We start from the raw sequence: 15,467 nt of genomic DNA on the forward strand, positions 1-15,467 counted from the left end.
TGATGGATCCTGCTGTTTTCGAAGAGTGGATGATGACCGGCCTGGTCAGCATCCTGATCATTTTCATGGGTTTCATCGTCTGGGATCTGGCGAAGAAGTCCAAGGCCGGGCGTTTCGGCTCGTTCATCCTGTTTTTCGTGCTGGGCCTCGGCGTGGCCGCGTTCGTCATCAAGAGCGTGGTGATCGGCCTGATCGAGTCCGGGGCGTTATAAGCGCGCCGGGACTTCCTTCCACTGGCCCTGATCGAGCCCTTCGATCGTCCAGTCGCCGATCCTGACCCGCACCAGGCGCAAGGTCGGCAAGCCCACGGCGGCGGTCATGCGTCGTACCTGGCGATTGCGCCCCTCGCGTATCACCAGCTCCACCCAGCTCGTGGGCACGCTTTTACGAAAACGTACCGGCGGGTTGCGCGGCCACAGTTGCGGCTCATCCAATGAGCGCGCCTCGGCCGGCAGGGTCATGCCGTCGTTCAACTCCACGCCGTCGCGCAAACGCTGCAACTGTTCAGCGCTCGGCTCGCCCTCCACCTGCACCCAATAGGTCTTGGCCAGCTTGTGCTTGGGGTCGGCAATACGCGCCTGCAACTGCCCATCGTTGGTCAGCAACAGCAAGCCTTCGCTGTCGCGATCCAGTCGTCCGGCCGGGTAGATGCCCGGTACGTCGATAAAATCCTTGAGCGTCGCCCGCCCTTCACCGTCACTGAATTGCGTCAGCACATCGAACGGTTTGTTGAACAGAATCAGCTTCGACTCGGCCGGCGGGGCCTTGGCCACACGGCGCGGGGCGGCGGCGGGAAGCTTCGCGCCAGGGCGACGGGAAGCAGGGCGTGGAGGACGGGGCATGGTGAATACAACATTTAACGTTCGGGCCAACCATGCTAGTGGCCCGACCGTTAAATAACCACCACCCCCTTCAACAGCGCATCAGCGGAACGGCGGCTCGTCGAAGCTGCGCAGCTTGCGCGAATGCAACGAGTTGAGTTCGGTGCGCAACAGGTCCAGCGCCTCGATGCCGATCTTCAGGTGCTGGTTGACCGCGCGCTCATAGAACGCGTTGGCCGAGCCCGGCAGCTTGATTTCGCTGTGCAACGGTTTGTCCGAGACGCAAAGCAACGTGCCATAGGGCACCCGCAGACGATAGCCCTGGGCGGCGATGGTGCCGCTTTCCATGTCCACCGCCACGGCGCGAGACAGGTTGATCAGCGGACGTTCCTGGGCCCAGCGCAGCTCCCAGTTGCGGTCGTCGTAAGTCAGCACGGTGCCGGTGCGCAGGCGTTTTTTCAGCTCGTCGCCCTTCTCGCCAGTGATGTTCGCCGCGGCCTGTTGAAGTGCCATCTGCACTTCGGCCAGGGCCGGAATCGGAATGTTCGGCGGCACCACCCGGTCGAGAATGCCATCGCGGCGCATGTAGGCGTGGGCCAGCACGTAGTCGCCAATGGTCTGGGACTGCCGCAACCCGCCGCAGTGACCGATCATCAGCCAGCAATGCGGGCGCAGCACGGCCAGGTGGTCGGTGATGTTCTTGGCGTTGGACGGGCCGACACCGATGTTCACCAGGGTCACGCCATGGCCATCATTGGTCTGCAAGTGATAGGCCGGCATCTGGTAGCGGTGCCAGACCACACCGGCGGCGATGGCCGACGCTTCGCTGTGCTCCATGTTCTTGTCGATGATCACGTTGCCCGGCAGGACCATGCGTACAAAGCGCGGGTCGCTGCGCAGTTGCTCCAGGCCATGGACGATGAACTGGTCGACATAGCGGTGGTAGTTGGTCAGCAGGATCCACGGCTGTACATGGCGCCAGTCGCTGCCGGTGTAGTGCACCAGCCGGCGCAGGGAAAAATCCACCCGCGCCGCGTCGAACAGCGCCAAGGGCAGCGGGTCGGTGTTTTCCCAGTCATAGAGACCGTCGGCAATGCCGTCGGTGGCGGCCGACAGGTCGGTGCTGGGGAAAACCCGCGCCAGCACGGCGGCGGTCACGCCAGAGCCGGCCAGTTCGTCGCCCTGCTCCACCACGTACGGGTACGGGATGTTCTGCTCGCTGACGCCCACTTCCACGGTGACGGTAAAGTCGTGCATCAGCGGGACCAGCTGTTCCAGCAGGTATTTACGGAAGGCGGCGGGGTGAGTGACGGTGACACTGTAGGTGCCGGGCAACTGGACCTTGGCATAGGCACGCGTGGTTTGCGGGACTTCGCCGTGGCAGTGATAGGTCAGGCGCAAGGCCGGATAGCGAAACAACGCACGTTGCTCGGCATCCGGCTCGACGCGGTCCTTGAGATAACGCATCAGCGCCTGGTTCAACGCGGTGGTCGCACGCTCGTGCAGGGCCGCCAGACGATCCACGGCTTGTTCGGCGGTTTGAACGACAATAAACGCTTCGGTCACGATCAGCTTCCTGTGTTCTGACTTGCAGGCCTTCATCTTGCCTGCATCGCCGCCCGACGGGAACAGTGGCGTAGTGGACTCGATCGATTCCCTGTGAGTGGTGTATCAGTCACCACAGGTGCTGGATGGGCCGACGCCATCGCGAGCAGGCTCGCTCCCACCCTTGATCGCCGGGGGCCGTGGAATCTTCATTCACCGCAGAACCCCTGTGGGAGCGAGCTTGCTCGCGATGGCGGTGTATCAGTCACCACAGGTGCTGGATGGGCCGACGCCATCGCGAGCAAGCTCGCTCCCACCCTTGATCGCCGGGGGCCGCGGAATCTTCATTCATCGCAGATCCCCTGTGGGAGCGAGCTTGCTCGCGATAGCGGTGTGTCAGTCGCCACAGAGGCTCGATGGCCCGAAGCCTTCGCGAGCAAGCTCGCTCCCACAATAGATCTTCAGGGACCCAGGACTGCCATTCACCACAGGATTCGATGGGGTGTTTCTAGAAGCCGTGTGGGGTGGAGCGCGTCACGATCGCTTCGACATTCAAGCCCCTAGGCAAGGCACCGTACACCCGGCCGGCCGAACCCAGGCGACTGGCGATGAAGGCATCGCTGACCTCACTGTTCCCCGCCTCGAGCAACAGCTTGGCTTGCAGGCCCAGGGCGATGTCTTCGGTCAATTGCCGGGCGCGGTACTGGATGTCGTCGGTGTCCTTGAACGCGGCGTGCAATTGCTGGATGTGGCCAGCCAGGCGCTTGTCGCCGTGGCCGTCGCCCAATTCGCTGAACAAGACCTCCAGCACGCCGGGCTCCTTGGACAAGGCGCGCAGCACATCCAGGCATTGCACGTTGCCGGAGCCTTCCCACGTCGAGTTGACCGGCGCTTCGCGGTACAGGCGCGGCAGGATGCTGTCTTCGACGTAGCCGGCACCGCCCATGCATTCGGCAGCTTCATTGATCATCGCGGGGGCGCGCTTGCAGATCCAGTACTTGCCCACCGCCGTCACCAGCCGGGCGAACTTGGCCTCATGCTCGTCATTCAAGTGGTCCAGTGCCCGGCCCATGCGCAGGCTCAAGGCCAATGCGGATTCGCTTTCCAGCGCCAGGTCAGCCAGGACGTTTTGCATCAGCGGCTGTTCACTCAACAACTTGCCACCGACCTTGCGGTGCGCGCAGTGGTGGCTGGCCTGGGTCAGCGCCTGGCGCATCAGCGCGCTGGAGCCGACCATGCAATCGAAACGGGTCATGGCGACCATCTCGATGATCGTCGGTACGCCCCGCCCTTCTTCACCGACCATCCAGGCCAGTGCGCCACGGAACTCGACTTCGCTGGAGGCGTTGGAACAGTTGCCCAGCTTGTTCTTCAGCCGCTGGATGTAGAACTGATTGCGGGTGTCGTCGGGGCGATGGCGCGGCAGCAGGAAACACGTCAGGCCCTTGTCGGTCTGGGCCAAAGTGAGGAAGGCATCGCACATCGGCGCCGAACAGAACCATTTGTGCCCAACCAGCTCATAGGCCTGGCCGGGGCCGCTGGCGCCCACTGGATAGGCCTTGGTGGTGTTGGCCCGCACATCGGTGCCACCCTGTTTTTCGGTCATCGCCATGCCCAGGGTCACGCCGGCCTTGTGAGCCATGCCGACGTTGCGCGGGTCGTACTCGGTGGCCAGCACCTTGGGTACCCAGTGCTCGGCCAGGTCCGGCTGCAAGCGCAGCGCCGGCACGCTGGCGAAGGTCATGGTCAGGGGGCAGCCGGTGCCGGCTTCGGCCTGGCTGTGCAAATAGGTCATCGACGCCCGGGCGACATGCGCGCCGGGTTGCGGATGCGCCCAGGGCAAACTGGGCAGGCCGTGCTCGACGGCGGTGCGCATCAACTGGTGATAAGCCGGATGGAACTCCACCAGGTCGATGCGATGGCCGTAACGGTCATGGCTGGAGAACACCGGTTTATTCTGGTTGGCCAGGAAGCCCGCTTCCATCAACGGCCCGCCGGCCAGCGCCCCATACGCATCGATCCGAGCCTGTGCCCAGCCCGCCCCAAAGCGCTGCGACCACTGCTGCAGCGGCAGGTCGATGCGGTACAGGTTGGCGCCATCCAGGGACGGCGGCTGGTTGGTGACGTCGTGGGTTTCAGCGAACTGGTGCAGGTTCATGACAGCGCTCCTCGATCGGCCAGGGATTCAGTTAAGCACCGCCTCCAGGCCGAACAAAGTGTCATATCCGCCTAAATGTCGGCGCTTTCACCCTGTCTCGGGCAAAGCACCCGGCGCTGGAGCATCGCCTGCAGTGCCTCGAATTTCACGGGTTTGTTCAGGTAATCGACCGGCGCGCCCGAAGGACAGCACTCGCGCCCCACGTTCGGGCTGACCACCAGCACCGGCAGTTCCTCGCAGCCGGACAAGGTGTGGATCTGGCAGCAGAGCGACACGCCGTCCAGCGGCGGCAACTGGCAATCGAGCAGCACCGCATCAAAGCGCTCGCCGTGCAGCAGATCCAGCGCGGCGCGGCCACTGTCGGCGGTGCGCACCCGATAACCGAGCTTGAGCAACATGCCGCGCATGACCAACTGATCGATGTTGTTGTCATCGGCCAGTAGCACCGTGCAATCCTGCGGCAGGCGCGAGCCTTGGCGGCCACCGAAGGAAAACGGCGTCGGGACCGCCGCTGGCGAGGCCACGTCAAACTCCACGTCCAACTGGAAACGGCTGCCACGACCGGGTTCGGAGGTGTGGGTCAGGCGTCCACCCAGCAGTTCCACCAGTTGCCGGCAGATCGCCAGGCCCACGCCGAGGCCGCCGTATTCACGGGTCATCGAGCCGTCGAGTTGGAAGAAGCGCTGGTACAAGGTCGCTTCCCCCAGGTCGGTAAAACCGATTCCGGTGTCGATGACGGCAAAGGACAGCACCAGCCGATCAAGCGCCGTGGGCCTGCCGCTGACTCGCAGGGCCAGGCCGCCAACCCGGGTGAACTTGATGGCGTTGTCCAGCAGGCATTCCAGGCTCTGGGCCAGTTTGCCGCTGTCGCCGAGCAACCGGTCCGCCAGGCCTGGGGATACGTCGACCTTGAAATCCAGGCCCTTGGCCGCCGCATTGGCGCCGAACTGCACCTGCAGCGCATCGACCACCCCACGCAGGCTGAACGGTGCCGGATAGACCTTGAGCTTGCCGGCCTGCAACTCGGTCAGGGTGAGGATGCCGTTGACCATGCGCATCATGTCCCGCGCCGAACCGGCGGCGGTCTGTTGATACTGGGTCAGTTCCTCGTCCATCTCGACGGTTTCCATCAGCTCAAGGGAACCGATCACGCCATTCATCGGCGTGCGCAGTTCATGGGTCAAGGTGGCGAGGAATTCATCCTTGAGCTTGTTGCCGTGGGCCAGTTGCTGGTTGAGCACTTCGAGTTTCTGCCCGGCGTCCAACAGGGTCTGGGCCTGCTGTTCGCGCATGGCATTGATGCGGTCGGCCAGGGCCAGGGACAGCAGCGCCACCTCGATGGCCGAGCCGATCTGGCTGGCGTACATGGTCAGGAAGACGTTCGGCAGGTAACCGAGCACCATCAACGTATTGACGATGCCCCCCAGCAGAAACGCCGACCAGGCAATGATGAAATAACGCGCCACCCGCAGGCCACGCCACCAGGCAAACAACCCGGCGGCGAAGATCGCCACCGTGAACAGCAGCGCCAACACCGTCGCCAGGCGCAGCGCCAGGGCATAACTGGTCATCAGCGACAGGCCGACCACCACGGCGCTGTAGGCGATCAGCGCCAGCAGCAAGCGGTCCAGCCAACGGCTGTGCTGGGCGGTTTGCAGGAAGCTGCGGGCGAACTGGCTGCCAAACAGGCCCGCACAGCCGATGAAGAACGGCGTCGCGGCATTGGCCCACCAAGGGTTATCCGGCCAGAAATACTCCACGGCGGCACCGTTGACCGACAACTGGTACAGGCCGAACGAGGCAATGTAGAAGATGTAATAGAGGTAGCTGGTATCGCGCACGCTCAGGTAGATGAACAGGTTGTAGACCAGCATCCCCAGCAGCACGCCATAGATGATCCCCAGTACATACAAACGCACGGGCTGTTGTTCGAGGTAAGCGGTGCTCGACCACAGCGTCAGCGGCGCCTGGATCGAACCCTGGCTTTGCAGGCGCAGGTAGAGGGTCTGCTGTTGTTCGGGCTTGAAAGCCAGGCTGAACAGGTAGTTGTTCTGGCGGATCTCGCGGCTGGCGAACGGCAACGCATCACCGGTCTGGCGAACCAGGCGATAGCCCCCCGCCGCATCGGGCAAATACAAGTCGAGGTGGTCCAGCGGCGGGTACGCCAGCTCCAGCAGCCAGGTGCGCTGGGCGTCCGGATTGGCAGGACGGTAGTGCAGGTCGATTTTCAACCAGAAGGCTGATCGCGAGTAACCGGCGTTCAGGGTGGCTTGGTCATGGGGCTTGAAAGCACCAGCGGCAGCCTGGGCCAGGACATCGTCAATGGAGGCCGTGCCGCCCGCATCTTCGAACACCTGCAGGGCATGACCCAAGGGCAGGTTTTGGGTGAATTCATCGAATTCGAGAGCACTTGCCAAAGGAGACAAGCACAGCAACAACATCAGCAAATAGCGCATTTAAGCCCCAGCGCGGCCTGTCCGGTTGAGTCAGGAAGCCCCCCATTCCCTGAGTAGACGTAAAACCGGCATTACCTGTTATGAGTTGGATCCATCTCTAGCATAGCCGCTGATGGCCAATTTGCACCATTGAAATCTTTCCTACAGAAGGCTCTAGAACGGGCGTTTCAGAGCAAAGCCTTGAGATAGAGCTGTTGCCTTGGTCAGGTCGGCAACTGGCGGATCAATGTGGCGAGGGAGCTTGCTCCCGCTGGACCGGGCTGGCGCTCCAGTGCGCAGCGCTCCCAAAAACCGGGGCCGCTTCGCCCGAAGCGTCGGACCGGCCCAGCGGGAGCAAGCTCCCTCGCCACAAAAGCAACCGCCAATGTTGCTCATGCACCCGAAACCCGCTGAACCCGAGCACCGACAAAAGAGGTTTGGTGGTAAGCTCGCGCACCATGAATATCTACAGTTCTCGCCCCGTTGTCCTCTGTCTCTCCGGCCACGATCCCAGTGGTGGCGCCGGTTTGCAGGCAGATATCGAAGCCCTGCTTGCCCAGGGTTGTCATGCCGCCCCTGCCGTTACCGCATTGACCGTGCAAGACACCGTCAACGTCAGCGATTTCCGCGTGCTCGACCGCGAGTGGGTGCTGGCACAAGCCAATGCCGTGCTCAACGACGCCCAGGTGGCAGCGGTCAAGCTGGGGATGCTTGGCTCACTGGAAATGGTCGACACGGTGGTCGAACTGCTCCAGGCGCACCCGCACCTGCCCATGGTCTGCGACCCGGTGCTGCGCGCCGGCGGTGGCGGGCGCCTGGGCAAGGATGAGGTCGGCTACGCCATGCGCGAACGCCTGCTGCCCCTGGCAATCATTGCCACCCCCAACCTGCCTGAAGCACGCATCCTCGCCGAACTGCCCGAGGGCAGCGCCGACGAGTGCGCGGAAAAACTGCTGCCCTTCGTCAAACACCTGTTGATCACCGGTGGTCACGGCGACGAACATGAAGTCCATAATCGCCTGTACAGCCGCGACGGCGGGCGCGAAACCTTTACCTGCCAGCGTCTGCCCGGCAGTTACCACGGTTCCGGCTGCACCCTGGCCAGCGCCCTGGCCGGTCGGCTGGCCCAGGGCGAACAGCTCGCCAGCGCCGTCAAGACGGCGCTGGATTACACCTGGCGCACCTTGCGCGATGCCGAACAACTGGGCAAAGGCCAGTTCGTACCGCGTCGCCTGCCGCTGGATTTCTGCTCGTAGCACCGGAGGCCTGTGGAATGAAATTACGTGGCCTTTACGCCATCACCGATAGCCAATTGCTGGCCGGCAAGTTCCTCGCTTATGTCGAAGCGGCGCTGGAAGGTGGCGTCACCCTGCTGCAATACCGCGACAAAAGCAGCGACGAGGCCCGCCGCCTGCGGGAAGCCGAAGCACTGCGCAACCTGTGCGAGCGCTACAAGACCCAGTTGATCATCAACGACGACGCCGAGTTGGCCGCACGCCTGGGCGTCGGTGTGCACCTGGGCCAGACCGATGGCCCGTTGGCGCCAGTGCGGGCACTGCTCGGGCACAAGGCGATCGTCGGTGCCACCTGCCACGCCAGCCTGGCACTGGCCGAACAGGCCGCCAGCGAAGGTGCCACTTATGTCGCGTTCGGGCGTTTCTTCAACTCCAACACCAAGCCCGGCGCCCCCAGCGCAAACCTTGAACTGCTCGAACAGGCGCACCTCAAACTGCATATCCCGGTGTGCGCCATCGGCGGCATCACCCTGGACAACGCCGCCCCGCTGGTGGCCCACGGGGTCGACCTGCTGGCGGTGGTCCACGGCCTGTTCGGCGCCGACAGCACCAATGAAGTGACACGCCGCGCCCGCGCCTTCAATGAGCTGCTGCAGATCAAATAGTCTATTTTCCGTTTTCGAGAGCCCAACCATGTCCCGTTCCGAAACCCTGTTTGCCGATGCCCAGAAACACATCCCCGGCGGCGTGAACTCGCCTGTTCGTGCGTTCAAGAGCGTCGGCGGCACCCCGCTGTTCTTCAAGCACGCCGAAGGCGCGTACGTCACCGACGAAGACGACAAGCGCTATGTGGATTACGTCGGCTCCTGGGGCCCGATGATCCTGGGCCACAGCCATCCGGACGTGCTGGATGCGGTGCGCAAGCAACTGGTACACGGCCTGTCCTACGGCGCCCCGACCGCGATGGAAACCGAGATGGCCGACCTGGTCTGCTCGATCGTGCCGTCGATGGAAATGGTGCGCATGGTCAGCTCCGGCACCGAAGCGACCATGAGCGCGATCCGCCTGGCGCGGGGTTTCACCGGCCGCGACAGCATCATCAAGTTCGAAGGCTGCTACCACGGCCACTCCGACAGCCTGCTGGTCAAGGCTGGTTCTGGCGCACTGACCCAGGGCGTGCCGAGCTCGGCCGGCGTACCGGCAGCGTTCGCCAAACACACCCTGACCTTGCCGTTCAACGACCTCGAAGCCGTCGAGAAGATGCTCGGCGAAGTCGGCCAGGAAGTGGCGTGCATCATCGTCGAGCCAGTGGCCGGCAACATGAACTGCGTACCACCGGCACCGGGTTTCCTCGAAGGCCTGCGCAGCCTGTGCGACCAGCATGGCGTGGTGTTGATTTTCGATGAAGTGATGACCGGTTTCCGCGTCGCCCTCGGCGGCGCCCAGGCCCATTACGGCGTCACGCCGGACCTGAGCACCTTCGGCAAGATCATCGGCGGCGGCATGCCGGTGGGCTGCTTCGGCGGCAAGCGCAAGATCATGGAATGCATCGCGCCGCTGGGCCCGGTCTACCAGGCCGGCACCTTGTCGGGCAACCCACTGGCCATGGCCGCCGGCCTGACCACGCTGCGCCTGATCAGCCGCCCGGGCTTTCACGCCGAACTGACCGACTACACCACCCGCCTGCTCGACGGCTTGCAGGTTCGCGCTGACGCGGCAGGCATTCCGTTCGTGACCACCCAGGCCGGCGGCATGTTCGGCCTGTATTTCAGTGGCGCCGATGACATCGTCACCTTCGAAGACGTGATGGCCAGCGACACCGACCGCTTCAAGCGCTTCTTCCACCTGATGCTCGATGGCGGCGTGTACCTGGCCCCGAGCGCATTCGAGGCCGGCTTCACTTCCATCGCCCATGGCGAGACCGAGCTGAAGATCACCCTCGATGCGGCCGAACGGGCCTTTGCTGCGCTGAAATAAGCCTGTGGATAACTGACGCCGGCTGAAGCTGGCGTCAGTGATTGCCGACAACCTCCCGCCTTTTTCCTACGTATTTATGCCCCAAGCAGCTATTAGCATTCCCTCGCAGCAGAAAAACGAGTAAAGACTTTGTAAGGATGGCCCTGCTTATTTCATAATGCGCGCTTATTGGATCCCCCGGAGGGTCCGCGCGCCCCTCAGAGGTAAGTCGATTCCCATGAACCGCACCGGCCGCACCCTTGCCTTGGGCTGCCTGTTGCTCCTTCAGCCCCTGCTCGCGAATGCACAGGCAGGCGGTAACTCGTTGTTGATCCCGGCGCTGGGCCGTTGCACGCTCAATACCCAGCCACAAGATCTCGCACCGGCACTCGACGCCTGTCAAAAAGCGGCGGACGCAGGTGATGCACAAGCGCAATACGAGTTGGGCGAGTTCTACTACGAAGGCAAGGCTGCACCGCGCGACCTCAAAAAAGCCCTCGACTACTTCGAAAAAGCCTCACTGCAAGGCCATGCCCAGGCGCAATTCAAGCTCGGCGGCATGTTCTTCCATGGCGAAGGCGTGCCAGCCAACAACGTCCAGGCCTATATCGTCCTGAAGATGGCCGCGGTCAACGGCGCCGAAGAAGCCCTGGACACCGCCGACGAAGTCGCCGAGCAAATGCCCCGCGACGAATTGGAAGTGGCAACCCAGGTGCTGGGGCAGATCTTTCGCAAATACCTGATGGAATTGCAGAACGCCGATGGGCGTACGCCGTTTTCGCCATTACCCTGAACCATAGCCTCGCACCTGTAGGAGCTGCCGAGTGCAACGAGGCTGCGATCTTTTCCCAGACACTTGAGTCTCAAGCGAAAGTCAAGATCAAGATCAAGATCAAGATCAAGATCAAAAGATCGCAGGCTTCGCCAGCTCCTACAGGGCCCGGCGCAGCAACAACAATATTTTCTACTTCTCAGGCATCGGCATCGGAAACGGCATCACATTGCCGACCGCACCGCGGGCTTCGCTGATTTTCGGGGTGCCCAGGCGTTCGACTTCGTCGATGCGCACGATCGAATGCATCGGCACGAAGCTGCGCACCACGCCTTCGAACTGCGCCTTGAGCTTTTCCTCGCTCGGATCGACGACCACTTGCGTGCGCTCGCCAAAGACGAATTCTTCCACTTCCAGGAAACCCCACAGATCACTTTGATAGATCTGCTTGGCGTACATTTCGAACACCTGGCCCTGGTTGAGGAAAATCACCTTGTAGATTGGAGCTTCACGTTTGGTCATGGCTGGCGAAACACATCGGCGGGTAAAAATGAGGGCGCGAACTATAGCATAGCCACTGCTCGCACAGCGGTGGGAACCCAGGGACTTGTTCTCTATAATGCGCGGTTCTTTGAATCACGTGATGATCCCGTCCATGGCCAAGAAGCTTTACATCGAAACCCACGGTTGCCAGATGAACGAGTACGACAGCTCGCGCATGGTCGATCTGCTGGGTGAACACCAGGCCCTGGAAGTCACCGCACGCGCTGAAGACGCGGACGTGATCCTGCTCAACACCTGCTCGATTCGCGAACGCGCCCAGGACAGGGTGTATTCCCAGCTCGGCCGCTGGCGCGAACTGAAGTTGGCCAACCCGGAAATGGTCATCGCCGTAGGCGGTTGCGTGGCCAGCCAGGAAGGCGCGGCCATTCGTGATCGCGCACCCTACGTGGACGTGGTCTTTGGCCCGCAGACCTTGCACCGCCTGCCGGAGATGATCGATGCCGCGCGCAGCACCAAGCTGCCGCAAGTGGACGTCTCGTTCCCGGAAATCGAAAAATTCGACCACCTGCCCGAACCGCGTATCGACGGCCCGAGTGCCTATGTGTCGGTGATGGAAGGTTGCAGCAAGTACTGCACGTTCTGCGTGGTGCCCTACACCCGCGGCGAAGAAGTCAGCCGACCATTCGACGACGTGATCGCCGAAATCATCCACCTGGCGGAACACGGCGTGCGCGAAGTGACCCTGCTGGGGCAGAACGTCAACGGCTATCGCGGCCTGACCCATGACGGGCGCCTGGCGGATCTCGCCGAACTGATCCGCGTCGTGGCGGCAGTCGATGGCATCGACCGCATCCGCTACACCACGTCTCATCCGCTGGAGTTCTCCGACAGCCTGATCCAGGCCCACGCCGAAGTCCCCGAACTGGTCAAGCACCTGCACCTGCCGGTGCAATCGGGCTCCGACCGGATCCTTGCGGCCATGAAACGCAATCACACGGCGCTGGAGTACAAATCCAAGCTGCGCAAGTTGCGCGCGGCAGTGCCGGGGATCTGCATCAGCTCGGACTTTATCGTCGGCTTCCCTGGCGAAACCGAGAAAGACTTCCAGCAGACCATGAAGCTGATCGAAGACGTGGGCTTCGACTTCTCCTATTCCTTCGTCTACAGCCAGCGCCCTGGCACTCCGGCGGCCGACCTGGCGGACGACACCCCCGAAGAACTGAAAAAGGAACGGCTCAACGCCTTGCAACATCGCCTCAACCAGCAAGGTTTCGAGATCAGCCGACAAATGGTCGGCTCCGTCCAGCGGATTCTGGTGACCGATTACTCGAAAAAGGACCCGGGCGAGTTGCAAGGGCGGACCGAAAACAACCGCATCGTCAACTTCCGCTGCGACACCCCGGCCCTGATCGGCCAGTTCGCCGACGTGCACATCGACGCCGCGCAACCGCACTCCCTGCGCGGTTCGCTGATCCAGTAACCGCGATTACCTGTGGGAGCGAGCTTGCTCGCGATGGCGGCATGACAGTCAATACTCATGTTGAATGTGAGGCCCCCATCGCGGGCAAGCCTTGCTCCCACATGGGTTGTGCCAAGCCCTGTGATCCGATTCGCCTGTTTAAGAGCTTTCGCACCCAGCCTACTGGCGTTATCCTTGATTTCACCTTAATTGCCCCCGGGCGGCTAAAAACGACCTTGAACGCACCCATCGAACCACATCGCTTTATTCTCGAGCCCTTTGAGGCTCGCCGCTTCGCCAATCTGTGCGGGCAATTCGACGAGCACCTGCGCTTGATCGAACAGCGCCTGGCCATCGAGATCCGCAACCGCGGAAACCAGTTCGAACTGATCGGCGAACCCAAGCACACCACCTCCGCGGAAAACCTGCTGCGCCGTCTCTACCGGGAAACCAAGGGGAGCGAGCTGTCGCCGGATACGGTCCACCTGTTCCTGCAGGAGTCGGCTGTCGAAGAACTCGACAACCACGCCCCGTCGGAACCTGCCGTGGCCCTGCGCACGAAAAAAGGCATGATTCGCCCACGCGGCTTGAATCAGCAGCGCTACGTGAAGGAAATCCTGGGCAACGACATCAACTTCGGCATCGGCCCGGCCGGTACCGGCAAGACCTACCTGGCCGTGGCCTGCGCCGTCGATGCACTGGAACGCGAACAGGTGCGGCGCATCCTGCTGGTGCGCCCGGCGGTCGAAGCGGGTGAAAAACTCGGCTTCCTGCCCGGCGACCTGGCCCAGAAGATCGACCCGTATCTGCGCCCGCTCTATGACGCGCTGTATGAAATGCTCGGCTTCGAATACGTCGCCAAGCTGATCGAGCGCCAGGTCATCGAGGTTGCGCCGCTGGCCTACATGCGCGGTCGTACCCTGAACAACAGCTTCATCATCCTCGACGAAAGCCAGAACACCACGGTCGAGCAGATGAAAATGTTCCTGACCCGGATCGGCTTCGGCTCCACCGCCGTCATTACCGGGGACATCACCCAGGTCGACCTGCCCAAGGGCACCAAGTCCGGGCTGAACCATGTGATCCAGGTCCTCAAGGACGTGCCGGGCATCAGCTTCACGCACTTCATGCCCAAGGACGTCGTGCGCCATCCGTTGGTGCAACGCATTGTCGAAGCCTACGAGCGCTTCGAGAATCGCGCCGATGAAGACTCGGCCGAAAGCAAAGGCAATCGTCACAATGCTTGAACTCGACCTGCAAGTGGCCTGCGAACACGCCGCCCCCAACGAAGCCCAGTTCCGCCAATGGTGCGAACTGGCCCTGCGCCAGCGCAGTGCCGACTCGGAGCTGACGATCCGCCTGGTGGACGAACCCGAAGGCCGTGAACTGAACCACACCTGGCGGCAGAAAGACTACGCCACCAACGTGCTGTCGTTCCCCGCCGACGTACCCGACGAACTGCTCGACATCCCACTGCTGGGCGACCTGGTGATCTGCGTCCCGGTGGTGGAGCGTGAAGCGGCGGAACAAGACAAGACCCCTGAGGCCCACTGGGCCCATCTGGTGATTCACGGCTGCTTGCATCTACTGGGTTACGACCATATAGAAGATGACGAAGCCGAAGAAATGGAAGCACTGGAACGAACGTTGCTTGCAGAGCTGGGTCATCCCGACCCCTACGCCGGCGACGAACACTGATACATCAACCTGTAACGACAAAGGATTCAGAGTAATCGCTATGAGCGAAGATCGATCGAGCAACGGGCAGAAGTCATGGCTGGGCAAGCTCACCCAGGCTTTTGCCCATGAGCCGAAGAACCGCCAGGAGCTGCTGGAGCTGCTGCGCGACGCACACCAGAACAAACTGCTGGACAGCGAAGCGCTGGCCATCGTCGAAGGCGCCATCCAGGTCGCTGACCTGCAAGTCCGGGACATCATGGTCCCGCGCTCGCAGATGGTCAGCATCAAGGCGACCCAGACCCCTCGCGAATTTTTGCCCGCCGTGGTCGACTCCGCTCACTCGCGCTATCCGGTCGTCGGCGAGAGCCATGACGACGTCATGGGCGTGCTGCTGGCCAAGGACCTGCTGCCGCTGATCCTTCAGGAAAACGGCGACAGCTTCAACATCAAGGACCTGTTGCGCCCGGCCACCTTCGTGCCCGAGTCCAAGCGCCTGAACGTGCTGCTGCGTGAATTCCGCGCCAACCACAACCACATGGCCATCGTCATCGACGAATACGGCGGCGTGGCCGGCCTGGTCACCATCGAAGACGTGCTCGAGCAGATCGTCGGCGACATCGAGGACGAGCACGACGTCGAGGAAGACAGCTACATCAAGCCCCTGCCCAGCGGCGACTTCCTGATCAAGGCCCTGACGCCGATCGAGAACTTCAACGAGTTCTTCGACAGCCAATTCTCCGACGATGAGTTCGACACCGTCGGCGGCCTGGTGATGAGTGCTTTCGGGCATCTGCCCAAGCGCAACGAAACCACGGAAATCGGCTCCTGGCGCTTCCGCATCCTGAATGCCGACAGCCGTCGGATTCACTTGCTGCGCCTGTCGCCCATTAGCCGATAACCCC

14 protein-coding genes are annotated in these 15,467 nt (G+C 62.3%); 9 read left to right on the forward strand and 5 right to left on the reverse strand.

The window, feature by feature from the left end:
• Positions 1–2: 2 nt before the first annotated feature.
• Positions 3–212 carry a DUF2788 domain-containing protein gene (locus LOY50_RS24965; RefSeq protein WP_003185724.1) on the forward strand — a complete coding sequence of 70 codons (210 nt, stop codon included), beginning with the start codon at positions 3–5 and terminating at the stop codon, positions 210–212.
• Here LOY50_RS24965 and LOY50_RS24970 read toward each other — a convergent pair.
• The 4 genes from LOY50_RS24970 to LOY50_RS24985 all read right to left on the reverse strand — a co-directional run bounded on the left by LOY50_RS24970 (position 207) and on the right by LOY50_RS24985 (position 6,980).
• Positions 207–773, reverse strand: a complete 567-nt coding sequence (locus tag LOY50_RS24970; protein ID WP_018609898.1) for a pseudouridine synthase — start codon at positions 771–773, stop codon at positions 207–209. The two genes, LOY50_RS24965 and LOY50_RS24970, sit on opposite strands and share 6 nt — an antisense overlap.
• Positions 774–923: 150 nt before the next feature.
• The gene (amn, locus tag LOY50_RS24975) at positions 924–2,423 is read right to left on the reverse strand and encodes an AMP nucleosidase (RefSeq protein WP_161796662.1); all 1,500 of its coding nucleotides are present in this window, start codon (positions 2,421–2,423) and stop codon (positions 924–926) included.
• Positions 2,424–2,874: 451 nt separating this feature from the next.
• Complete coding sequence (locus tag LOY50_RS24980; protein ID WP_258689453.1) at positions 2,875–4,524, reverse strand: acyl-CoA dehydrogenase family protein; 1,650 nt, start codon at positions 4,522–4,524, stop codon at positions 2,875–2,877.
• A gap of 71 nt (positions 4,525–4,595) precedes the next feature.
• On the reverse strand, positions 4,596–6,980 hold the full coding sequence (locus LOY50_RS24985; protein WP_258689455.1) for a hybrid sensor histidine kinase/response regulator: 2,385 nt from the start codon (positions 6,978–6,980) through the stop codon (positions 4,596–4,598).
• A 437-nt stretch (positions 6,981–7,417) separates the two neighbouring features.
• Here LOY50_RS24985 and LOY50_RS24990 point away from each other — a divergent pair, with 437 nt between their 5' ends.
• The 4 genes from LOY50_RS24990 to LOY50_RS25005 all read left to right on the forward strand — a co-directional run bounded on the left by LOY50_RS24990 (position 7,418) and on the right by LOY50_RS25005 (position 10,943).
• A complete protein-coding gene (locus tag LOY50_RS24990; protein WP_003205858.1) occupies positions 7,418–8,215 on the forward strand; it encodes a hydroxymethylpyrimidine/phosphomethylpyrimidine kinase in 798 nt (265 codons plus the stop codon).
• Between the two features lie 17 nt (positions 8,216–8,232).
• Entirely contained in the window at positions 8,233–8,859 is a 627-nt protein-coding gene (gene thiE, locus LOY50_RS24995; RefSeq protein ID WP_258689456.1) for a thiamine phosphate synthase, read from the forward strand.
• Positions 8,860–8,887: 28 nt separating this feature from the next.
• A complete protein-coding gene (gene hemL / locus LOY50_RS25000; RefSeq protein WP_253469627.1) occupies positions 8,888–10,171 on the forward strand; it encodes a glutamate-1-semialdehyde 2,1-aminomutase in 1,284 nt (427 codons plus the stop codon).
• A gap of 217 nt (positions 10,172–10,388) precedes the next feature.
• The gene (locus LOY50_RS25005) at positions 10,389–10,943 is read left to right on the forward strand and encodes a tetratricopeptide repeat protein (RefSeq protein WP_003205863.1); all 555 of its coding nucleotides are present in this window, start codon (positions 10,389–10,391) and stop codon (positions 10,941–10,943) included.
• A 171-nt stretch (positions 10,944–11,114) separates the two neighbouring features.
• Here the strand turns inward: LOY50_RS25005 and LOY50_RS25010 are convergent, their stop codons facing one another.
• On the reverse strand, positions 11,115–11,444 hold the full coding sequence (locus tag LOY50_RS25010; RefSeq protein ID WP_003185742.1) for a DUF1820 family protein: 330 nt from the start codon (positions 11,442–11,444) through the stop codon (positions 11,115–11,117).
• A gap of 133 nt (positions 11,445–11,577) precedes the next feature.
• Between LOY50_RS25010 and miaB the strand changes: the two genes are divergently transcribed.
• The 4 genes from miaB (at position 11,578) to LOY50_RS25030 (ending at position 15,463) form a co-directional block, all read left to right on the forward strand.
• A complete protein-coding gene (miaB, locus tag LOY50_RS25015) occupies positions 11,578–12,906 on the forward strand; it encodes a tRNA (N6-isopentenyl adenosine(37)-C2)-methylthiotransferase MiaB (protein ID WP_003205865.1) in 1,329 nt (442 codons plus the stop codon).
• A gap of 215 nt (positions 12,907–13,121) precedes the next feature.
• Positions 13,122–14,132: a PhoH family protein gene (locus LOY50_RS25020; RefSeq protein WP_253469631.1), complete on the forward strand. Its 1,011-nt coding sequence runs from the start codon at positions 13,122–13,124 to the stop codon at positions 14,130–14,132.
• Entirely contained in the window at positions 14,125–14,583 is a 459-nt protein-coding gene (gene ybeY, locus LOY50_RS25025; RefSeq protein WP_258689457.1) for an rRNA maturation RNase YbeY, read from the forward strand. The genes LOY50_RS25020 and ybeY overlap by 8 nt, the downstream gene beginning before the upstream one ends.
• Positions 14,584–14,623: 40 nt before the next feature.
• On the forward strand, positions 14,624–15,463 hold the full coding sequence (locus LOY50_RS25030) for an HlyC/CorC family transporter (RefSeq protein ID WP_253469634.1): 840 nt from the start codon (positions 14,624–14,626) through the stop codon (positions 15,461–15,463).
• Positions 15,464–15,467 lie beyond the last annotated feature (4 nt).

Source organism: Pseudomonas sp. B21-010 (assembly GCF_024749325.1).
Classification (GTDB): Bacteria; Pseudomonadota; Gammaproteobacteria; order Pseudomonadales; family Pseudomonadaceae; genus Aquipseudomonas; species Aquipseudomonas kilonensis.